The organism is Bradyrhizobium sp. 138 (genome assembly GCF_023074075.1).
Classification (GTDB): domain Bacteria; phylum Pseudomonadota; class Alphaproteobacteria; order Rhizobiales; family Xanthobacteraceae; genus Bradyrhizobium.
Genome location: NZ_JADPKT010000022.1, coordinates 311,690 through 333,176 on the forward strand (window position 1 = coordinate 311,690; position 21,487 = coordinate 333,176).

A 21,487-nucleotide genomic window follows, 5' to 3' on the forward strand; every position below is an offset into this window, starting at 1 on the left:
GGTCGAAAACTGGCGGCTATTTAAGCCAGTGAGCGATCCGGTCAACTGCCTCGCGCATCTCCGCGGGCGAGCGCGCATAGGAAAGACGAATGAACGAGCTGCCGTGAACGGGATCGAAATCGAGGCCGGGCGTTGCCGCAACGCCTGCCTGCTCCAGCATCTGCTTGGCGAACTCGAAACTGTCGGAGGTGAAGTCCGAGACGTCGGCATAGAGATAAAACGCACCATCAGCCGGCAGGAACTTGGCCAGGCCAGCTTTCGGCAATCCCTCGATCAAGATCCGCCGGTTTTCCTGATAGCCGTGCTTGATCGCCTCCATCTCGGCGGCGCCGTCGAAGGCCGCCTCTGCCGCGATCTGCGACAGCGCCGGCACCGAGATCGACAGGTTCTGCTGCAGCCGCTCGATCGGCCGCACCAGGATTTCGGGTACGACCATCCAGCCGACGCGCCAGCCCGTCATGCAAAAATACTTCGAGAACGAGTTGATCACGAGTGCATGCTCGGAGAGCGCGGCGGCGGTGACGGCCGGAAACGCATAGTCGAGCCCGTGATAGATCTCGTCCGAGATGAAGCGGATGCCCGCGTCTTCGGCCGCCGCAATCAGGCCAGCGAGCGCTTCGCGGGACATCATCGTCCCCGTTGGATTGGCGGGGCTGCCGACCAGCACGCCCTTCAACGGCGCCTTGCGATGGGCCGCGAGCAGCGCCTCGCCGGTGAGCGCATGGCGCGTCTCGTTCGTGGTCTCGATCAGCACCGGCTCGCAACCGAGCGCGGTGAGGATATGGCGATAAGGCGGATAGCCCGGCACCGTCACGGCAACGCGGTCGCCCGGCTCGAACATCGACAGGAAAGCCAAGATGAACCCGCCGGAGGAGCCGGTGGTCACAACGATCCGCTCGGGGCTGACGTCGCAGCCATAGGCATCGCGATAATGCCGTGCGATGCGCTGGCGCAGACCGGGGATGCCGAGCGCGGAGGTATAATCGATCCGCCCGGCCTCGAGCGCCGCATGGGCGGCCGCAATCGCGGTCTTGGGCGCGCCGGCCGCGGGCTGGCCGACCTCCACGTGGATGACATGGCCGCCAGCGGCCTCGATTCGGGCCGCCGCGGCCATGACGTCCATCACCATGAACGGGGGAACGTCGCTCCGGCGCGAGGGCTCGAGCCACTGCCCCAACCGGTTTCTCAATGTCGCATCGTGCATCGATTTCTGCTATTTCGCTGGCGGACCGGCCCGTCCGGTCGGGAAACGGGGCGCTTGCGCCCCAGACTGGCCGCATTGTGCGGCGCATAAGGGGAACGGCCCGCAAGGGCATATCGCGTATCCGGTCCGCCGCCAATCGCCAAAACCAATCACGAAACTGCTTGATCAAGACCGTTTGACCCAGACCGCCTGATGTTGCTCCAGATCGTATTGCGCAAAAAGGCCTCCGCCCTCACCGCCCTCGTCACGGCCGCGGCGATCGCGCTGACGCCGTTCTCGGCCGCGCATGCGCAAGCCAAGGGGCCGCCGGTCCTGCGCGACACCGAGACCGAGCAGCTGCTGCGCGAATACACCCGCCCGATCCTGCGCGTCGCCGGTCTGGAGAAGCACAACATCCAGATGGTGATCATCAACGACGGCTCGTTCAACGCGTTCGTCGCCGACGGCCGCCGCATCTTCGTCAATTACGGCGCGATCCTGCAATCGGAGACGCCGAACCAGATCATCGGCGTGCTCGCGCACGAGACCGGGCATCTGGCCGGCGGCCATCTCTCCAAGCTGCGCGAGCAGCTCGCCGCGGCGCAGACCCAGATGATCATCGCGATGCTGCTCGGCGTCGGCGCGATCGCCGCGGGCAGCACCCAGCGCAGCAGCGCTGGCAACAACGGCCTCGCCAATGCGGGCGCCGCCGCGATCGCCGCTCCGCAGGAGGTGATCCGCCGCACGCTGCTGTCCTACCAGCGCCAGCAGGAGGAGAATGCCGATCGCGCCGGCGTAAAATTCCTGTCCGCGACCCAGCAATCGCCGAAGGGCATGTACGAGACCTTCAAGCGCTTCACCAGCGAGAGCCTGTTCGCCGCGCGCGGCGCCGATCCCTATCTGCAGTCGCATCCGATGCCGGCCGAGCGCGTCGCCGCGCTCCAGGAGTTCGCAAGCTCCAGCCCCTTCTGGAACAAGAAGGACGATCCCGCGCTCCAGCTCCGCCATGACATGGTACGCGCCAAGATCTCCGCCTTCATGGAGCGGCCGGAGACGGTGTACCGCCGCTATCCCCTGTCGAACGACAGCCTGCCGGCGCGCTATGCCCGCGCCATCAGCACCTATCTGCACGGGGATCTGCGCAGCGCGCTCACGCAGATCGACGCGCTGATCCAGGTCCAGCCGAACAACCCGTACTTCTACGAGGTGCGCGGCCAGGCCCTGCTGGAAAGCGGCAAACCGGCCGAGGCGATCCCGGCCCTGCGCAAGGCGGCGCAGCTTTTGAACAATTCGCCCCTCATCGAGATGTTACTTGGGCAGGCTCTGGTTGGAACCGATAATAAGGCCTACACCGACGACGCCGTTCGGATTCTCCGCGCTGCGGTGGCGCGAGAGCCCGAGGCGGCGCTCGGCTATACCCAGCTCGCGATGGCCTATGGCCGGAAGGGCGAATATGCCGAGGCAGATCTCGCCTCGGCCCAGGCCGCCTATCTGCGCGGCGACAACAAGACCGCCCGCGAGCTTGCCACGCGCGCGAAAACCCGTTTCGCCGTCGGCACGCCCGGATGGGTCAAGGCCGACGACATCGTGGCGGCGAAGCCGCCGCGCAATTGACGAGAACGACGCCTGACACACCACGACGTCACGACACCGAGCTTTGAGTCCGCCGGGACGTATCCCAAAACCTGCTTTGGATAAGAGGATTTGCCTATGCCTTCGCTGCGCCTGCTTGCTCCTGCGTTGTTTGCGCTCGCTTTGTTCGGCGCAGCCGCGCCCGCGTCGGCCGACAGTTTCTCCGATAAACAGCGCACCGACATCGAGGCCATCATCAAGAACTATCTCGTCAGCCATCCCGAGGTGCTCGAGGAGGCCATGGCCGAGCTCAGCAAGCGCCAGGCCGCAGCCGAGACCCAGAAGCACGAAGCCAGCGTCGCGCAGAATGCGGACGCGATCTTCAACTCCCCGCGCCAGGTCGTGCTCGGCAACAAGGACGGCGACGTCACCTTCGTCGAGTTCTTCGACTACAATTGCGGCTACTGCAAGCGCGCGATGGACGACATGCTTACGCTCATGAAGAGCGATCCGAAGCTGAAGGTCGTTCTGAAGGAGTTTCCGGTGCTGAGCCAAGGCTCGGTGGAAGCAGCCCAGGTCGCGGTCGCCGTGCGCATGCAGGATCCCTCCGGCAAGAAATATCTCGACTTCCACCAGAAGCTGCTCACTGGCCGCGGTGCCGCCGACAAGGCGCGCGCGCTTCAAGCAGCCAAGGAAGCCGGTCTCGACACCGCGAAGATCGAGAAGGACATCGCCAGCCCCGAGGTGCGCGCCACCATCGAGGAGAACTTCAAGCTCGCCGAAGCGATGGGCATGAACGGCACGCCGAGCTACGTCATCGGCAAGCAGATCGTGATCGGCGCCGTCGGCGTCGAAAGCCTCAAGGAAAAGATCGGCATCGCCCGCTGCGGCAAGGCAACCTGCTGATCGATACGACATTGCGTTGAAAAGGCCGGCTCACCGCCGGCTTTTTTTTGCGCGGTTCGACGGTCGCAGTTTGTCGCGCTCCGGGCGCGACCGTTCATCCGGCGTTCAACAAACAAAGCCTGTCGGAACCTCGTGAATTCGGAACGACTGCGCTCTCCTTTCGTTGTTGGCGCGGGCAATGACGCAAAGAAAATCACCTGAGGAGAGGTTCAAATGACTAATCGCTTTTTGGTCTCGGTTGCAGCTTTGGCGCTGATCACCGGCACCGGTTTCGCCAACGCGCAAGGAACCGGAACCAAGGACTACGGCAGTGGCCAGCAGACCCAGCACAGCACGCAGCCTTCTGGCGAGCGCAGCGGTTCCATGGGCAAGCAAGAGTCCATGGACAAGCAAGACAAGGGAACGGTCGGTCAGGCCGGCGGCATGAAGGATCAGCCGGCTGCTCATGACAAGTCAACTCAGTCCGACAAGATGAACAAGGACCAGCCGGGTGCGACGCGTGAGAAGTCGACGCAGTCGGAGAAGTCATCGACGGTCGGCCAGAGCCCGCGGAGCGACGAGAAGTCCAAGGGTAGCATGAGCAAGGAAACCGAGACCAAGGGCAGCAAGGACATGAAGGCCCAAGGTCAGGAAGACCGCAGCGGCATGAACGCGCCGGGCCACCAGGGTTCGCAAAGCCAGACCCAGACCCAGACCGGGACCGAGCGGTCGCAGACGACGACCGGCCAGGCTGGCGCGGCCGCCAAGCTCTCGACCGAGCAGCGCACGCAGATCACCTCGGTGATCCGCGAGGAGAAGGTGGCGCCCGTGACCAATGTGAACTTCAACATCTCGGTCGGCACCCGCATTCCGCGCGAGGGCATTTCGTTGCACGCCCTGCCGTCCCGGGTCGTGACCATCTATCCGGAGTGGCGGACCTATAAGTACGTTCTCGTCCGCGAGCAGATCGTGATCATCGATCCGGACACCTACGAGATCGTGGCGGTCCTGAACGTCTAAGGCCGGATCACGGGTTAGCCTTGGGGGCGGGCAGCAATGCCCGCCCCCTTTGCGGTTGGCCGGCAGCCATGCTTCGGACTGGTTAACAAGCGATTTCCGTGGTTTCCACACAGGTTTTTGCGCACTGGATGAGGTCCTTGAACCCCTCCGGGAGGCCGTCAAGGCTTCCCCTCAAGCGCTTTGTTACCTATAACCCCCGCCACGCCGAGCACCTCTTCCGGGATTGGAATGGCAGAACCTGCAACCGACACGATCCTCGTTCTGAACGGGCCGAACCTCAACATGTTGGGGACGCGCGAGCCGGAAAAGTATGGCCATGCGACGCTGGCCGACGTCGAGGCGTTGTGCCGGGAGACGGCGGCGACGTTCGGTCTCAAGGCCGATTGCCGCCAGTCCAACCGCGAGGGTGAGCTGATCGACTTCATCCATGAGGCGCATGCGCGCAAGATGAAGGGCATCATCATCAATGCCGGCGGCTATTCGCACACTTCGATCGCGCTACACGACGCGCTGCTGGCGGTGCAGATCCCGACGGTCGAAGTGCATGTGACCAACATCCACGCCCGCGAGAGCTTTCGTCACCACTCCTACACCGCGCGCGCGGCCTTCGCCTCGCTTTGCGGTTTCGGCATCGAGGGCTACCGCCTCGCCATCCAGGGCCTTGCCGCCAAGCTTGCCATCAGGCCCAAAGCCTGAAGCTCCCTCATCAAACAGAACATTCGGATCAAAGAACATGGCGCGCCAGCCAGACGACAAAGCAGCCGCAAAGTTTTCCAGTGAGGATTCCGCGCTCGTCCGCGAGCTCGCACTTCTGCTCGATGAGACCAGTCTCACCGAGATCGAGATCGAACGCGCCGGCCTGCGCCTGCGCGTCGCCCGCAACATCAGTGTTGCTGCGACCATGCCGATGCCGATGGCGGCTGCGCCCGCCGCCCTGCCGGTCGCCTCCGCCGCGCCTGCCGTCGCCGCCGGCCCGGACCTGTCGAAGCATCCTGGCGCGGTCAGCTCGCCGATGGTCGGCACCGCCTATTGGTCGCCGGAGCCGGGCGCCAAGCCGTTCATCGAGGTCGGCAGCAAGGTCTCGGTCGGACAGACGCTGCTGATCATCGAAGCCATGAAGACCATGAACCAGATCCCCTCGCCGCGCGCCGGCACGGTGACGCAGATCCTGGTCGAGGACGGCCAGCCGGTCGAGTACGGCGAGCCGCTGGTGATTATTGAGTAGGCGAATGGGGAGTAGCGAATAGCGAATGGCACCCGCCGTCCCTATTCGCCATTCGCCACTCGCCATTCACTGCAGGACATCATGTTCGACAAGATCCTCATAGCCAATCGCGGCGAGATCGCCCTTCGCATCCTCAGGGCCTGCAAGGAGCTCGGGATCGCGACCGTCGCCGTGCACTCCACCGCCGACGCCGACGCCATGCATGTGCGCCTGTCGGACGAGAGCGTCTGCATCGGACCGCCGGCATCCAAGGACAGCTATCTCAACGTGCCCGCGCTGCTCGCGGCCTGCGAGATCACCGGCGCCGACGCCGTGCATCCCGGCTACGGCTTCCTGTCGGAGAATGCCCGCTTCGCGGAAATCCTGTCCGAGCACAATCTGCACTTCATCGGTCCCAAGGCCGAGCACATCCGTTTGATGGGCGACAAGATCGAGGCGAAGAAGACCGCCAAGCGCCTCGGCATCCCCGTGGTGCCCGGCTCCGACGGCGCGGTCGGCCCCGATGACGACGCGTTGGCGATTGCAAAGAAGATCGGCTTTCCCGTGCTGGTGAAGGCTGCGGCCGGGGGCGGCGGCCGTGGCATGAAGGTCGCCCATAGCGAGGCCGACCTTCAGGTGGCGCTGTCGACGGCGGCCAATGAGGCCAAATCCGCCTTTGGCGATGCCTCCGTCTACCTCGAAAAATACCTCCAGAAGCCGCGCCATATCGAGATCCAGATCCTCGGCGACGGCCGCGGCGGCGCGATCCATCTCGGCGAACGCGACTGCTCGCTGCAACGCCGCCACCAGAAGGTCTGGGAGGAAGGCCCCTCGCCTGTCCTTGCCGCCGCCGCGCGCGCCAAGATTGGCGAGACCTGCGCCAAAGCCATGCGCGAGATGAAATATCTCGGCGTCGGCACCATCGAATTCCTGTTCGAGGACGGCGAGTTCTATTTCATCGAGATGAACACGCGCATCCAGGTCGAGCATCCCGTCACCGAGAGCATCACCGACATCGACCTCGTGCTGGAGCAGATCCGCATCGCCGCCGGCGGCGACCTGCCGGCCAAGCAGGACGAAGTCCAGGTCATCGGCCATGCCATCGAGTGCCGCATCAACGCGGAGAATCCGCAGACCTTCCGCCCCTCGCCCGGCCGGATCCTGCAATACCATCCGCCTGGCGGGCTCGGCGTCCGGATCGATTCCGCCGTCTACCAGGGCTACACGATCCCGCCCTATTACGACTCGCTGGTCGGCAAGCTGATCGTCCACGGCAAGACTCGCGCCGAGTGCCTGATGCGGCTCCGACGTGCGCTGGACGAGATGGTCGTGGAAGGCATCGAGACCACGCTGCCGCTGTTCCGCGCGCTGGTGCGTGAAGACGACATCATCAACGGCGACTACCACATCCACTGGCTGGAGCAGTACTTGGCCGGCAAGGCGGAACCCGCGCCGAGATAATCTCGCCCCTTGGTGGAACCCTTTGGCCTCAATCGCGTTCTGGACGGTTGGGGCCAGTTCCAGGGGGGCGTTTTGAATTCCACTGACTATAGACCGGTGAACCGTTGTGACGGCTGAAGCCCATCGACGGCGCACGTTCTGGCAGATCCTGCTGTTTTCGGCGGGGCTTTTGGTGCTGACCGTGATCAGCGCCGGTTCGGTCTACCTGGTCAACAAGGCCAGGGAAGACAGCAAGTGGGTGATTCACACCATCGAGGTGGAGAACCAGGTCAACGCGTTGCTGCTCGAGGTTCGGCGCGCCGAAAGCGCACTGCGCGGCTACCTCCTGACGCTGGGTCCCGAATTCCAGACGGATTACGAAAAGGCTGTGGCGGCGATCGTTCCGGCGCTCGACAGGGTGAGGCGCCTGAGCGGCGACAACGCCGCGCAACGCGAAAGCACCGAGAAGCTGAGCGCGGCAATCGAGACTCGTCTCGGCCAATTCGCGCGCGAGCTCGACGCCATCAAGCAGGGCCAGCCGGACATGGCGATGGCACTGGCCCGGCAGGCGGCTGCCGAGGGCACCACCACCACGATCGGCAATGTGGCGGTGGCAATGATCGGCGAGGAGGAGCGGCTGTTACGCCTCCGTACGGCCAATGCCGACCGCAGCCAGACGCTTGCCGCATCGATGACGGGCATCGGCTCCGGCCTCGTCGTGCTGCTGGCCCTGATCTCGATCTGGCTGGTGCGGCGCTCGGCACTCGCCCGCGACGAGGCCGAAAATCGCCTGCGCGAGGCCTACGCCAACCTCGAATCCGTCGTCAGCGAACGCACCGCGGATCTGCGCGAAGCCAACGACGAGATCCAGCGCTTTGCCTATATCGTCAGCCACGACCTGCGCTCGCCGCTCGTCAACATCATGGGATTCACCAGCGAGCTCGATGAGCTCGGCAACGACATCTTTCGCCGCATCGGCAGCCTCGCCCAGGTCCCCGCGGACGGACCGACATTGGCGCCCGCAGGGCCAGGAGAGATCGCGCTCGAAGGCGCCGACAAGCAGCTCTCGGAGGATTTTTCCGAAGCGCTCGGCTTCATCAAGTCGTCGATCGCCAAGATGGACCGGCTGATCTCGGCGATCCTCAACCTCACCCGCGAGGGCCGGCGCGAATTCCAGCCCGTGAAGATCGCCACAAGCGAGCTGATCGAGGCCATCGTCTCGACGCTGGCGCACCAGACGGCCGAGGCGCAGGCCGAGATCCATCTCGAGCCACTGCCAAATGTCGTGAGCGACCGGCTCGCACTCGAGCAGATCTTCTCCAACCTGATCGACAATGCGATCAAATATCTGAAGCCCGGCGTGCCCGGCGAGATCAGAATCCGCGGGCGGACCAAGCTCGGTTACGCTATCTTCGAGATCAGCGACAACGGCCGCGGAATCGACGCTAGGGATCACCAGCGGATCTTCGAGCTGTTCCGCCGCGCGGGAACCCAGGACAAGCCCGGCCAGGGCATCGGTCTTGCGCATGTGCGTGCACTTGTGCGTCGCCTCGGCGGCACCATGTCGGTATCATCTGAACTGAACGCGGGCAGCACCTTCACGATCACGCTGCCGATCGCCTGGAACGTAAGCAACCGGAACGCAGATCGATGACCCAGCCTGTCACCATCATCATGATCGAGGACGACGAGGGCCACGCCCGCCTGATCGAGCGCAACATCCGACGGTCCGGCGTCAACAACGAGATCGTCTCCTTCAAGAACGGCACGGACGCGATGCAGCACCTGTTCGGCGCCGACGGCAGCGGGCTCGTGCAGAAGGGCAATGCGCTCTTGATCCTGCTCGATCTCAACCTGCCCGACATGACCGGGATCGACATCCTGAGGCAGATCAAGGAAAACAAATATCTGAAGGCTTCGCCCGTGGTGGTGCTGACCACGACCGACGATTCCCAGGAAATCAAACGCTGCTACGAGCTCGGCTGCAACGTCTACATCACCAAGCCCGTCAACTACGAGAATTTCGCCAATGCCATCCGGCAGCTCGGCCTGTTCTTCTCGGTCATCCAGGTCCCGCCCGCCGCCCCATGAACCAACGCACACCAACACTGCTCTACATCGATGACGACGGTGCGCTGGCGCGCCTGGTCGATCGCGGCCTGACGCGGCGCGGCTACAGGGTCGTCCATGCCGCGAGCGGCGAGGAAGGTCTGGAGCGCATCCGCCGCGCGGGTACTGAGGGCGGCATCGACGTGATCGCGCTCGACCAGTACATGCCAGGCCTCGACGGGCTGGAGACGCTGGAGCAGATCATGGCGATCCCGGGGGCGCCGCCGGTGGTGTTCGTCACGGCCTCGCAGGATTCCAACATCGCGGTCACCGCGCTGAAGGCCGGCGCGGCCGATTATCTCGTCAAGGACGTCACGGGCGATTTCATCCCCCTGCTCCACGTCGCGGCCGAGAGCGCGCTGCGCCAGGCCGAATTGCAGAAGGCGCGCGAGGAAGCCGAAGCCGAGATCCATGCCTCGCGCGACCGCTACGCGGCCCTTGCCGCCGAACGCGAGCTGCTGCTGCGCGAGGTCAACCACCGCGTCGGCAACTCCCTTCAGATCATCGCCTCGCTGCTGCACCTTCAGGCTAGCTCCGCCGCACAGGAAGAGGTCAAGGCGGCACTGACCAATGCGATGGGCCGCGTCGCCGCGGTCGCGCAGGTGCACCGTCGTCTCTACACCTCGCAGGATCTCAAGAGCGTGGTCCTAAACCAATATCTGGACTCGCTGCTCGAGGATCTCCGCCGCTCGGCCGAAGGCAACCGGATGTCGCGCCTGACGCTGAAGGCCGAGCCGATCGAGATTGATCCTGACCGCGCCGTCGCCGTCGGCATCATCGTCAACGAGCTGGTGATGAACGCGGTGAAATATGCCTATCCCGACGGCGCCGGCCCGATCCATGTCGAGCTGAACGCGAAAGGCGACGACCTCCTGCTGTCGATCACCGACGACGGCGTCGGCGACAACGTCAAGGCCGATCCGCGCTCCACCGGCATGGGCCAGCGCATCGTCGCGGCCATGGCCGCCAAGCTCGACGCCTCGGTCGACCGCGATCCCGCACATTCCGGAACCCGGATCACTCTGAAGTTCGGTCGCGTGCCCGCAAGCCCCGGCAAGACCAGCACCGCCGCCGCGAGTTGAGCTCGCGCGCTGCTGCGCACCCCATCGCAACCGCAACGCGATCCTGCTATGATTGCGAACCATGACTTCCCGCGACTCCGCCCCGTCTGAAATCACACCAGCCGTACTGCTGCGCGCCTATGCCTGCGGCATCTTCCCGATGGCGGAAAGCGCCGACGATCCGACCCTGTTCTGGGTCGAGCCGGAATTGCGCGGCGTCATCCCCCTCGATGGATTTCGCGTCGCCTCGCGGCTCGCGCGCACCGTGCGCTCGGATGTGTTTCGCGTGACCGTCAACACCGCGTTCAAGGCGACCATCGCCGGCTGCGCCGCGCCGCAGGTTGGCCGCGAGGACACCTGGATCAACAAGCGCATCCGCGACCTCTATGGCGGCCTCTACGAGCTCGGTCATTGTCACAGCGTCGAGGCCTGGCAGGGCGAGGATCTCGTCGGCGGACTGTACGGCGTCAGCCTGGGACGCGCCTTCTTCGGCGAGAGCATGTTTCACACCGCACGCGATGCCTCGAAGGTCGCGCTGGTGCATCTGGTCGCGCGGCTCATCCATGGCGGCTTCGAGCTGCTCGATACCCAATACGTCACGGAACATCTGAAGAGCTTCGGCGCGGCCGAGATCTCGCGGCGGCGCTACACCGCACTGCTCGACAGAGCGCTCGCCGGCGAGCCCGGCGATTTCCTCAGGCTCTCTTCCGGTGACGCCATCCCTGGCGCACGCGCGCTCGAGATCATCGCCTCGCGGCAATAATGGACAGCTGAGTTAGCAGCCAAACGCTGAGGATTTGGCCTAGCGGCCAAACCCGCGGGATTTGGCCTAGCGGCCAAACCCGGGGATGCCGAACAGGCCTGGCCGCTGCTCCGGTGGCGGCGGCGGCGGTGCCGGTTGCTGCTGCTGGATCGGCGGCAGAGGCTGCGGCGGACGCTGCTGGACCTGCTTGGGCGCGGCCTTCTTCTGCGCGGGCGGCGGCGGAGGCGCAGGCTTGGTCGCGGGATCTGGCGCGGCCGTCGCAATGGTCTGCTGCGGCTCTTTGCAGTCGGTGAGCCAGATGTCGTAGATCGGATGCTCGACACCGTGCAGGCCGGGGCTCGCGGCATACATCCAGCCCGAAAAGATGCGCTTCACCTCGCCCTGCAGGGTGATCTCGTCGACCTCGACGAAGGCGTCGGTGTTGGTGGCCTCGGTCGCCGGCCGCGTGTAGCAGGCGTTGGTCTTGACGCGCAGCGCGCCGAACTGGACGGTCTCGCCGATCTCCTCGTCGAAATTGATGATGCGCCCGGTGATCTTGTCGAGACCGGAGAAGGTCGCCTTCTTGTTCACGATCTTCTGGGCCGGCGGTTCGGTGACGACCTCGTCGCCCGGCTGCAGGCTCGCCGGTGTCTGCGGCACAGCGCCCGGAGCGCCCTTCTGCTGCGGCGGGCGCTGACCGGGCGCACCTGGGGTTTGCGAACCGGGCGGAGGAAGCGCCGCGGAGGGCGGCTGGTTCGGCGGCGCGACCGTGGAGCCCGGCGGCGGCGCCAACGGCTGGGTCTCGACCGGCCCGGGCATGACGTTGCCCTGCCGACCCGGCGGCGGCGGCATCGGGCGCGACGGCAGCACGCGGCCCTGCGGCGGCAGCTCCGGCACCTCTTCATCGTCGTCGGGAATCTGCTGCGGCTGCGGTTGGCCGCGTGGAATGTTGCCGGGCGGCCGCAGCGGCGGCGGATCGGAAAAGATCGTCCCGATCTGCGCCTGAGCCGGCGTCGCAACCGTCAGTGCAGTGGCGGCCAAAAGCGCCGCAAGACCTGTCAGGATAATGGTTCGAAACATCTCGCGCGGCTTCAACAGCGAATCGGGCTTGTTGGACATTCTACAGGGGATACCGCCGCTCGCAGGCCCTCCGGTTAACACGGCGAATACGGCGGGGGAAGGGCGGCATCCCTGCCCTTCCCGGCCCCGTCTGGCCAGACCGGCTCCCGAATGGGATAGTCGATCACCATTCCGGGGATGCGAGGCGGGCATCGCCTTCCGAAACGACGTCCAATCCTGACCGGAACCCCCGAGAGATGCCTTCCATCCTCACAATTGCCCTCGCCATCCCCCTGCGCACCCTGACCTGGCTCGGCAATCAGGGCACCCGCGCAGTGGCAGCCGTCGTCTTCATCGCGGCCGCGGTGCCGCCGCTCGGCGCGCTACTGCGGCCCTACGTCACCGAGGCGATCTTCGTCCTGCTCTGCATCTCCTTCATGCGGGTCGATCTGGCCGCGCTCTACAGCCATCTGCGCAGGCCGGCGCTGATCGCGACCGCTACCGCCTGGACCACGATCGGTGTGCCGCTGATCGTCGGATTGATCGCCCAAGTAACGGGGCTCACGAGCCGCGCGCCTGGCCTTTCGCTGGCGCTCATGCTCCAGAGCATGGCTTCGCCGATGATGGCCTCGCCGGCACTTGCCGCGCTGATGGGCCTCGATGCGACCCTCGTGCTGGTCACGCTGGTGACCTCGACCGCGCTGGTGCCCTTCACGGCATCGCTGTTCGCGGGCCTGTTCCTCGACGGGATGCTCAGCATCTCGCCGCTTGCGCTCGGACTGAAGCTGCTCGGCATTCTCGCCGCATCGCTGCTAACGGCAACGGTCATCCGCCGGGTCTTCGGCGCCGAAGCCATCCAGCGCGCGAAGCAGCCTATCGATGGCTTCAACATCATTATCCTGTTCGTGTTCGCCTCCGCGGTCATGGGCGATGTCGCCAGCGATCTGGTGACCCAGCCGATCTTCACCATCGGCCTCGCAGCTCTGGCCTTCGCGATCTACTTCACCCTGCTCGCGATCACCACGTTGCTGTTCCGCCGCATCGGCACCGAGCGCGCACTGGCGCTCGGGCTGATGGTGTCACAGCGCAATCTCGGTCTGATGCTGGCGGCAACCGCCGGCGCATTGCCGCCCACCACCTGGCTCTATTTCGCGATGACGCAGTTTCCGATTCATCTTGCGCCCTACATGCTGATGCCGATCGCACGGCGTTTGACGGGGCGTGCGGATGCGTCGAGCGAGGCGGCGACAAATAACATTAGCTAGGTGTGCGCTCATAGCCGGGGATGTCTATTGGCGCGTCACTGCGACAACGAACCCGGGCGTTGACCTTAGTTGGTGGCCTCTTTGATCTTCCCCGAGCCGCCACATTTCGTGCAGGGACGAAACTCATTCTTTTCGCCTAAGCGAACCGGATTGCATGCCCCTGTTTTGGCCAGTCCCGTCACACTCAGGACAATTGCGTTCGACTTCCTTCTGGTCAGTCGCATGCAACTCCCGGTTGATGTTCTTGCTTACCAGATCAAGCGGGGAATGTCGCCTCCTCGGCTCAAACGGGACATTCTCCTACCCCGCCCGCGCCGCGCGCCGCAGCGCCTGCGGCGGCTGGCCGAAGGCACGGATGAAGGCGCGCCGCATCCGCTCGGGGTCGCGGAATCCGGTTGCTTCCGCAACGAGCTCGATCCCCTCGCGCGAGGACTGCACGCGCTCGCGTGCGACTTCGAGCCGTAAGCGCTCGATCGCCTTGGAGGGCGTCGTGCCGGTCTCGGCGGCGAAGGCGCGGGCAAAGTGCCGCGCGCTCATGCCGGCGCGATCGGCGAGGTCCTCCACCGTCAGCGGCGCGTCGAGATTTTCGCGCGCCCACGACAACAACGCGCCGAAGCGGCCGTTTGGCGTCTTCAGCTCCAGCAGCGAGGAAAACTGGGACTGCCCGCCGCTGCGGCGGTGATAGAGCACGAGGTGCCGCGCGGCTGCCTGCGCGATCTCCTCGCCGTGATCCTCGGTGACCATCGCGAGCGCCAGATCGATGCCCGCGGTGATGCCGGCCGACGTCCAGACATTGCCGTCGCGGGTGAAAATCTGGTCGGGCTCGAACTTCACCTTCGGATAGCGCGCGACGAAATCGCGCGTCCGGCCCCAATGCGTGGTGGCGCGGCGGCCGTCGAGCAGACCCGCCTCGGCGAGCACATAGGCGCCCGAGCAGACACTCGCGATGCGCACGCCGCGCCGCGCCAGCCGCTGCACGAAGGCGCGCGTGGTCTCGCAGCGCGCGGCATCCGCAACGCCCGCGCCGCCCGCGACCACCAGCGTCGTGATCGCATTCGCCGACTTGAAATCACGCGCCATCATCTCGACGCCCGACGAAGAGCGCACCGGCCCGGCATTCACCGCCAGCACGCGGAGCGCAAGCGGCTTGCCGGCGCAGCGCGCCGCGACCTCGAACACCGAGATCGGGCCGGCGGCGTCGAGCAGCTGGAAATCCGGAAAGATCAGGATGCCGATCATAGCCTATGTCGCCCATGTCCGAAATAGAGGGAATTATGCCATTTCAGACACAAAGGCACCATGCCAATCTTCGCCCGTCAAGCTCATCTTTGGAAGGAACCTGTCGATGTCGTCACCGCTCCAGATCGGAATTTTGGTGTTTCCGCGCGTCACCCAGCTCGACTTCACCGGTCCCTTGCAGGTGTTTTCCATGGTGCCGGGCGCGAAGCTGCACCTGATCTGGAAGCGGATCGAGCCGGTCGCAAGCGATTCCGTGCTCACGCTGACGCCGACCACGACGTTTGCGGATTGCCCGCAGCTCGACGTGATCTGCGTGCCCGGCGGCGGCGGCACCAACGATCTGCTTAACGACGAGGAGGTGCTGGATTTCCTACGCAGGCAGGCCGAAGGCGCCAAATATGTCACCTCGGTCTGCACGGGATCACTGGCGCTCGGCGCCGCTGGCCTGCTCAAGGGCTATCGCGCCGCGACCCATTGGAGCGCGATGGAGATGCTCGGCCAGTTCGGCGCCACGCCAACGAAGGCGCGCGTCTGCGTTGACGGCAACCGCATCACCGGCGGCGGCGTCACCGCGGGAATCGATTTCGCGCTGACGCTGGTGTCCCTCATGGTCGATCGCACCACCGCAGAAGCGATCCAGCTCCAGATGGAATACAACCCGGCCCCGCCGTTCAATTCGGGCTCGCCCGACACCGCACCCGCCGAGGTGCTGGCTCTGCTCAGGGAGCGTGGTGCTCAAAACCAGGCGCGGCGCCTCGAAGCGGTGAAGCGCGCGGCCGAGCGCGTGATGTAGCGCCCTCCCGATGCTCTCGTATCCCGGACGCGCTGCAGCGTGCAACGCTGCTGCGCCGAGCCGGGACCTAGGAGCCACACGGCCCGTTGCAGCATCGGCCCCGGCTCTGCAGCGCATCGTCGAACCGGACGATGCTTCGCATCGCCGGGGAGACGCTGCGCCGCGTCCGGGGCACGAGACCTCCTCAAAGAAAAAGGCCGCTCGGTTTCCCAAGCGGCCTTTCCTGTCTCACGGCGGCTGCACATTTCATCGGGCGATTTCGGAGCTTCCAGACCGGGGGCCTATCTCCCGATCGAGTCCTGGTCGGCGGCCGCTGCATTTCGGGATAGTCGCGAACTGTTGCCCGAACCGAACGCGATGGTCTCCCATCTCCGTAAGATGGGACCATTGAGCCGGATCGCTCGCATGAGCACAACGGCCGCGTAGCCACCGTCCCCGCTGTTCCCGTTGTCCACAGCAAGATGCGGCGGATGCGCATGCATCCAATTTGACGATGAAGATGGCGGAGGCTGGAAGCCTAGCCAGGCGTCCAGGGCTGATAATCGCCGGTTGCCTTCGGCCGCTTGCCGCTGGCAAGAGTCGATCCCGAGGGACGATAGGCCTTGGCCGTGCCGGTGAGATTCGGCTGGTGCGGCTTTTCCCACTCGCGCGGCTGATAGTTGGCCTCGGTCGGCGGCATGTCGACCATGTGATGGATCCAGCCGTGCCAGGACGGCGGGATCCGGCTCGCCTCGGCATAGCCGTTATAGACCACCCAGCGCCGCTCGAAGCCGAGGGTCGGATCAATCGCCCCGCCGCGGGTGCGATAATAGAGATTGCCCTGCTCGTCCTGGCCAACCAGCTCCCCGTACCGCTTGGTCCAGAGTTGGGTGCCAAAAGTCTGGCCATTCCACCAGGTGAAGAACTTGAGGAAGAATTGTTTCATGCGGCAAGGGCCCTGCTTCGTCGGGCCCTGATGCCATCCGGGCGGCGAAATGTCCAGTTCGGCGCAGCGGTGGAGCCCTTCCGCAATGCGCGGCCGCGACACAAGGGCTGCCGCAAATCGGACGCGATCCGTTCATGCCGGGTACAGAGATCGCGAGCGAGGCTTCCGGTCGCACGCAAACCGGCGTGATCCCAGGAACCCCAGCGCTTTCATAGGGTTTGCTTCCGGGAAAAGGAGTTGACCATGAACAATCTGAAAGTTTTGAGTGCCGCCGCAGCGCTGGCGCTCGTTCTACCCATGACCGCACCGAGCTTTGCACAGGGGCCCGGCGGCGGTGGCCGTGGCAGCGGGGGTGGTGCCCACGTCGGAGGTGGTGGTGGCGGCGCTCACATCGGCGGTGGTGGTGGCGGCGCGCACTTCGGTGGTGGCGGCGGCGCGCGCATGGGCGGCGGTGGCTTCAGCGGCGGCGGAGCACGGATTGGCGGCGGCCCTGCATTCCAGGGCGGCAGCGTCGCGGCCGGCGCAGCAGTACGTCCGAGCGGTGGCAGCTTCGCAGCTGGCCCGGCAGCGACCCGCCCCGCCCTCTCGCCATCGATCAGTGGTGGCAGCAGCGTCGCAACGGCCGGCACCTGGCAAGGCGGAAGCAACTGGAGCGGTCGCCACTGGCACCATCGTCGCGGCGGATTCTGGCCCGGCTTCGCGGCGGGTGCCGCGATCGGCGGCCTCGGCTCGTACGCCTATTACGGCGGAGGCTACGGCTATTACGACGACCCCTACTACTACGACAGCTACTATGATGAGCCGACAGTGGCCGTGGTCCCCGATGGCGGCGGCGATGCAGCCTATTGCGCCCAGCGCTACAAATCCTACGATCCGGCCTCGGGCACCTATCTCGGTTATGACGGCCGGCGGCATCCCTGCCCGTAGGACAGCCTGAACGATCGATGCGACAAATTGCATGGGCGGCGCCGGTCATAGCCGGTGCCGCCCTTCGCGCGACAGTGATGTGCTGCGGCCTAGCCCCGATGGAACCCGCCCCTATGCATCGCACCGTGCATATCTACCCCTATCCAATCCAAAATTGACCCGACACACGATTCCCGGATATCACCGATCACAGTGGGGACTTCGATCTGCTGGGAAGTGTCATGCCGCGTGTTCTCGTGGTTGATGACGATCCGATGGTCGGCGCGACCATCGAGGTCCTCCTCCAACGTCAGGGCTTCGACGTCACGCTGGCCGACGGTGGCGAAACAGGACTGGCTGCGCTGGAAGCGCAGGCCTTTGAGGTGATGCTGGTTGACATCTTCATGCCGCATATGCGCGGCTTCGAGTCGATCCGCATCTTTCATGAGCGCGCGCCGGCAACTCCGCTGATCGCGATGTCCGGCTACGCCTTCGCGTCATCCGCCTCACCCTCTCCCGATTTCCTCCGCATGGCGCTGGAGCTCGGCGCAACACGCTGCCTGCGCAAGCCGTTCACGCCCGAAGCGTTGCTGACCACGATCCGGGAATGCCTCGCGGGCGAGAGCGCGCAGCCGAAGGACAAGAAAGAAGCCCCTTGATTCCAACGCAGCGTGTCATTCTCGGTGCCGGACTTGCCATCCTCCTGATCATCACGGCAGCCTCGATCGCCCTCGACGTCAAGTCGCGGTCCGATGCGGCGTGGGTCAATCATACCATCCAGGTGCAGAAGAAGATCTCCGATCTGCGCGTGCTGATGCGCCGCTCCGAGAGTGCCGCGCGCGGCTTTGAGCTCTACCGCAGCCCGGGCTTCAGCGCCGAATTCCAGGCGGTGCGCGCCGAGATCGCGCCGGCCCTCGCCGAGCTCAAGCGCGGCGTGCGCGACAGTCCCGATCAGGTCACGTTGCTGGAGGGCACCGAGCCGTTGGCGCTGCGCCGGATCGAGATCGCGGCCGAAGCGATGCGCCTGCGCGCGGCGAACGACGATGCCGGCATTGCCGCGCTCAACCGCAAGGCCGAAGGCCGCGGCCTCATGGACACCGTGATGAGCAATCTCGACCATCTGAGCGCGGAGGAAGAGCGCCTGCTCGCTGCGCGCTCGCAGGATTCGCGCCGCACCGGCGTCGTGCTGCTCGGCATCGACGTCGCCGGCGCGGTGCTGATCCTGCTGCTGGTCGCGCTGGTGATGCGCGAGAGCCGGCGTGCGACGGTGCAGCTCCAGAGCACCCTGACCGAGACCACGGCCGCCAAGGAAGTCCTCGCCGCGGCGGTGGCCGAGCGCACCGAGCACCTGGTCGCCGCGCATGACGAGCTGCGCCTGTCGGTCAACGTGCTGCAAAGCACGTTTCACAGCATGGCGGAGGCGGTGCTGGTCATCGACGCCGACGGCAATGTCCTGCTGTCCAATCCGGCCGCAGAGCGCATGCTGTTGCATCGCGCCGGCATGAACCTGCGCAATCTGCGCGCGCTGTCGGACGTCTTTCACGGCGACGGCGTCACGCCGCTTAGGGCGGACGAGCTACCTTCCGTGCGCGTGCTGCGCGGCGAGAAGTTCGAGGAACTGGAGATGATCGTCCGCCCGCACAGCGGCAATCCTCCCCGTCATCTCATGATCAGCGGCCGGCCGATGCTGGATGCGCAAGGCGAGATCTCCGGCGCGGTGCTGGTCTATCACGATGCGACCCTGTCGCGGGAGACCGAGCGGCAGCTGTACCAATCGCAAAAGCTGGATGCGATCGGCAAGCTGACCGGCGGCGTCGCGCACGACTTCAACAACATGCTGACCGTGATCTCCGGCAACACCGAGACGCTGGTGGCGAGCCTGACGCAGCAGCCCGAGCTGCAGCGCGCGGCACGGCTGATCGACGATGCCGCCGAGCGCTGCGCCGAGCTGATCCAGCATCTGCTCGCCTTTGCGCGCCGGCAGCCGCTGCAGCCGCGCAATGTCGAGATCAACGCCGCGATCGCGGACATCGCAAAACTCTTGCGTCCCACCCTCGGCGAGCAGATCCAGATCGAGACCGTGCTGGAACAGGGGCCGATGACCGCGCATATCGATCCGTCGCGGCTCACCAATGCCGTGCTCAACATGGCGATCAACGCGCGCGACGCCATGCCGAATGGCGGCAAGCTGCTGCTGGAAACCCACCGCGTCGTGCTGGACCAGGCCTATGCGCAGGCCAATGCCGACGTGGCGGCCGGCCCCTACGTCATGCTCGCCGTCAGCGACACCGGCACCGGCATGGCGCCCGATGTCCAGCTGAAGGCGTTCGAGCCGTTCTTCACCACCAAGGAGGTCGGCAAAGGAAGCGGCCTCGGCCTCTCCATGGTCTACGGCTTCGTCAAGCAGTCCGGCGGTCACATCAAGATCTACAGCGAGGAAGGCCACGGCACCACGATCAAGCTCTATCTGCCGCCGGGCGAAGGCCCGACCGATGTGGCGGCGGCCGTGGCGCCGCAGGCCGAAGGCGGCGCCGAGACCATCTTCGTCGTCGAGGACGACAATCTCGTGCGCAACTTCGTCACCGCGCAGCTCCAGAGCCTGGGCTACCGGACGGTGGCCGCGCCCGACAGCAAGGCCGCGCTCGAATTGATCGACGCCGGCGAGCCGTTCGACCTCTTGTTCACCGACGTCGTCATCCCCGGCGGCATGAGCGGGCGCGAACTCGCCGAGGAGGTCGCCAAGCGCCGGCCAGGCCTCAAGGTGCTCTACACCTCCGGCTACACCGACAACGCCATCGTCCACCACGGCAAGTTGGATGACGGCGTGCTGCTGCTGACAAAGCCGTATCGGAGAAACCAGCTCGCCGAGATGATCCGGAAGGCGCTGGGCGGCTAGCGCGTCGCCAGCACCACCGCCGCCAGCGTGAAGACCAGCGCGGCGATCTGCCCTACCCCCAGCGGCTCGTGCAGCGCGATCGCGGAGGCGACGACGCCGATCACCGGCACCGCCATCGTCCCGATCGCGGCGACCGACGCCGGCAGGCGCGCAAGCGCTGCGAACCAGCTGACATAGGCGATGCAGAACTGCACCACGGTCGAATAGACCAGCAGCCACCAACCGACCGGCGTCACCTTGGAAAGATCCGTGGTCTCGATCCATAGGCCGATGATCGAGATCGGCAGGCAGCCGATACCGATCTGCCAGGCCGCGGCTGTGATCGGCGGCAGATGGATCGGGTACTTCTTGGAGAACACCGTGCCGATGGCAAAGCCCAGCGCGCCGGCGAGCGCCATGACGATTCCCGGCAGCTTCTCGACGCTGGCGCTGATGCCGTTGCCGCCCATGATCGAGGCGAGGCCGACGAAGGCCATCACCAGCCCCAGCGTGCGCAGCAGTGTCGGCCGCTCGCCCAGCACCGGCCAGGCGATGATCGAGGCCCAGACCGGCATGGTGTAGGCGATCAACGCCGCCTCGCTCGCCGGCAGCCAGAGCAGCGCGAGGCCCATCAGCACCATCCAGCCGGTGACGTTGAGCACGGCAGCGGACAGCAGGCGCGGCCAGATGCCCGGCTCCACCTTCAGGCTCTGCCGGCGGAGAATCGCGAGCGCGGCGAGCAGGAGCGCGCCCAGCACGCCTGTGACCCCGCGCAGGGTCAGCGGCGGCAGCTCGGCGAGCAGGAATTTCGTCACCGGCCAATTGAAACCCCAGCCGATCGAGGTGATGGCGAGGAACATCAGGCCGGCCGGGGCGATGCGCGGCCGCAGCACCGGCCGCGTCGAATCAAGCATGAGGGAAGTCCGGCAAAATCGAGCGTCAGCTTGGCGCGGAATCGCCGCCTAAACCACCACCTAGGCGGGCATGCCTGCCCTCACCTTCCGTAGGGCTACGTGAGTCCTGCTGACGCAATCCCAATCCCGAAAAATATACCTGCCCTGTGAACAGCGGGATGAAGCATCCGCAGCACCACCGAATGCAAATTTTTTCAGTTGGGAATCCCTGAGGACTCACTGATACTTGGCTCCACAACAGGTGCGGGCTTGCCCCCTGTTATCCCCCGCAATCCACCATATTTAGTATTTGATT

Annotated in this window: 20 protein-coding genes; 15 read left to right on the forward strand and 5 right to left on the reverse strand. The window is 65.4% G+C overall.

Translation table 11 applies throughout. The features are described 5' to 3' along the window. Nucleotides 1–16 precede the first annotated feature (16 nt). Complete coding sequence (locus IVA79_RS13130) at nucleotides 17–1,204, reverse strand: aminotransferase class I/II-fold pyridoxal phosphate-dependent enzyme (RefSeq protein WP_247553439.1); 1,188 nt, start codon at nucleotides 1,202–1,204, stop codon at nucleotides 17–19. Between the two features lie 192 nt (nucleotides 1,205–1,396). Between IVA79_RS13130 and IVA79_RS13135 the strand changes: the two genes are divergently transcribed. From IVA79_RS13135 to aat, 10 genes are all read left to right on the forward strand, one after another. Beyond that, a complete protein-coding gene (locus tag IVA79_RS13135; RefSeq protein WP_247553441.1) occupies nucleotides 1,397–2,797 on the forward strand; it encodes a M48 family metalloprotease in 1,401 nt (466 codons plus the stop codon). Between the two features lie 96 nt (nucleotides 2,798–2,893). Beyond that, on the forward strand, nucleotides 2,894–3,661 hold the full coding sequence (locus IVA79_RS13140) for a DsbA family protein (protein WP_247553444.1): 768 nt from the start codon (nucleotides 2,894–2,896) through the stop codon (nucleotides 3,659–3,661). Nucleotides 3,662–3,874: 213 nt separating this feature from the next. After that, nucleotides 3,875–4,660 (forward strand): DUF1236 domain-containing protein, encoded by a 786-nt coding sequence (locus tag IVA79_RS13145; protein WP_247553446.1) that lies wholly within the window; start codon nucleotides 3,875–3,877, stop codon nucleotides 4,658–4,660. 228 nt (nucleotides 4,661–4,888) lie between these two features. Continuing rightward, the gene (aroQ, locus tag IVA79_RS13150; protein ID WP_247553448.1) at nucleotides 4,889–5,356 is read left to right on the forward strand and encodes a type II 3-dehydroquinate dehydratase; all 468 of its coding nucleotides are present in this window, start codon (nucleotides 4,889–4,891) and stop codon (nucleotides 5,354–5,356) included. Nucleotides 5,357–5,393: 37 nt separating this feature from the next. Next, entirely contained in the window at nucleotides 5,394–5,885 is a 492-nt protein-coding gene (gene accB, locus IVA79_RS13155; RefSeq protein WP_247553449.1) for an acetyl-CoA carboxylase biotin carboxyl carrier protein, read from the forward strand. An 81-nt stretch (nucleotides 5,886–5,966) separates the two neighbouring features. Further along, entirely contained in the window at nucleotides 5,967–7,325 is a 1,359-nt protein-coding gene (gene accC / locus IVA79_RS13160; protein WP_247553450.1) for an acetyl-CoA carboxylase biotin carboxylase subunit, read from the forward strand. A 106-nt stretch (nucleotides 7,326–7,431) separates the two neighbouring features. Further along, on the forward strand, nucleotides 7,432–8,958 hold the full coding sequence (locus tag IVA79_RS13165) for an ATP-binding protein (protein ID WP_247553451.1): 1,527 nt from the start codon (nucleotides 7,432–7,434) through the stop codon (nucleotides 8,956–8,958). Then, nucleotides 8,955–9,395: a response regulator gene (locus IVA79_RS13170; protein ID WP_063194274.1), complete on the forward strand. Its 441-nt coding sequence runs from the start codon at nucleotides 8,955–8,957 to the stop codon at nucleotides 9,393–9,395. The genes IVA79_RS13165 and IVA79_RS13170 overlap by 4 nt, the downstream gene beginning before the upstream one ends. Beyond that, complete coding sequence (locus tag IVA79_RS13175) at nucleotides 9,392–10,495, forward strand: histidine kinase dimerization/phosphoacceptor domain -containing protein (protein WP_247553452.1); 1,104 nt, start codon at nucleotides 9,392–9,394, stop codon at nucleotides 10,493–10,495. The genes IVA79_RS13170 and IVA79_RS13175 overlap by 4 nt, the downstream gene beginning before the upstream one ends. Nucleotides 10,496–10,556: 61 nt before the next feature. After that, a complete protein-coding gene (gene aat / locus IVA79_RS13180; protein ID WP_247553453.1) occupies nucleotides 10,557–11,237 on the forward strand; it encodes a leucyl/phenylalanyl-tRNA--protein transferase in 681 nt (226 codons plus the stop codon). A 66-nt stretch (nucleotides 11,238–11,303) separates the two neighbouring features. Here aat and IVA79_RS13185 read toward each other — a convergent pair whose 3' ends face one another. Beyond that, nucleotides 11,304–12,335 (reverse strand): DUF2155 domain-containing protein, encoded by a 1,032-nt coding sequence (locus tag IVA79_RS13185; RefSeq protein ID WP_247553454.1) that lies wholly within the window; start codon nucleotides 12,333–12,335, stop codon nucleotides 11,304–11,306. A 197-nt stretch (nucleotides 12,336–12,532) separates the two neighbouring features. Between IVA79_RS13185 and IVA79_RS13190 the strand changes: the two genes are divergently transcribed. After that, nucleotides 12,533–13,540 (forward strand): Na+-dependent transporter, encoded by a 1,008-nt coding sequence (locus IVA79_RS13190; protein WP_247553455.1) that lies wholly within the window; start codon nucleotides 12,533–12,535, stop codon nucleotides 13,538–13,540. Nucleotides 13,541–13,840: 300 nt separating this feature from the next. Here IVA79_RS13190 and IVA79_RS13195 read toward each other — a convergent pair whose 3' ends face one another. Continuing rightward, a complete protein-coding gene (locus IVA79_RS13195; RefSeq protein ID WP_247553456.1) occupies nucleotides 13,841–14,779 on the reverse strand; it encodes a GlxA family transcriptional regulator in 939 nt (312 codons plus the stop codon). Between the two features lie 106 nt (nucleotides 14,780–14,885). Between IVA79_RS13195 and IVA79_RS13200 the strand changes: the two genes are divergently transcribed. Then, entirely contained in the window at nucleotides 14,886–15,572 is a 687-nt protein-coding gene (locus IVA79_RS13200; protein WP_247553459.1) for a DJ-1/PfpI family protein, read from the forward strand. Nucleotides 15,573–16,089: 517 nt separating this feature from the next. Here the strand turns inward: IVA79_RS13200 and IVA79_RS13205 are convergent. Further along, the gene (locus IVA79_RS13205) at nucleotides 16,090–16,497 is read right to left on the reverse strand and encodes an NADH:ubiquinone oxidoreductase subunit NDUFA12 (protein ID WP_247553461.1); all 408 of its coding nucleotides are present in this window, start codon (nucleotides 16,495–16,497) and stop codon (nucleotides 16,090–16,092) included. A 243-nt stretch (nucleotides 16,498–16,740) separates the two neighbouring features. Between IVA79_RS13205 and IVA79_RS13210 the strand changes: the two genes are divergently transcribed. The 3 genes from IVA79_RS13210 (at nucleotide 16,741) to IVA79_RS13220 (ending at nucleotide 20,299) form a co-directional block, all read left to right on the forward strand. Continuing rightward, a complete protein-coding gene (locus IVA79_RS13210; RefSeq protein WP_247553462.1) occupies nucleotides 16,741–17,424 on the forward strand; it encodes a BA14K family protein in 684 nt (227 codons plus the stop codon). Nucleotides 17,425–17,645: 221 nt separating this feature from the next. Beyond that, nucleotides 17,646–18,062, forward strand: coding sequence for a response regulator (locus IVA79_RS13215; protein ID WP_247553463.1), 417 nt, complete (start codon nucleotides 17,646–17,648; stop codon nucleotides 18,060–18,062). Further along, nucleotides 18,059–20,299 (forward strand): CHASE3 domain-containing protein, encoded by a 2,241-nt coding sequence (locus IVA79_RS13220; RefSeq protein ID WP_247553464.1) that lies wholly within the window; start codon nucleotides 18,059–18,061, stop codon nucleotides 20,297–20,299. The genes IVA79_RS13215 and IVA79_RS13220 overlap by 4 nt, the downstream gene beginning before the upstream one ends. On the opposite strand, the gene IVA79_RS13225 is transcribed toward IVA79_RS13220, so the two are convergent. Then, nucleotides 20,296–21,192: a DMT family transporter gene (locus IVA79_RS13225; protein ID WP_247553465.1), complete on the reverse strand. Its 897-nt coding sequence runs from the start codon at nucleotides 21,190–21,192 to the stop codon at nucleotides 20,296–20,298. The two genes, IVA79_RS13220 and IVA79_RS13225, sit on opposite strands and share 4 nt — an antisense overlap. Nucleotides 21,193–21,487: the final 295 nt, after the last annotated feature.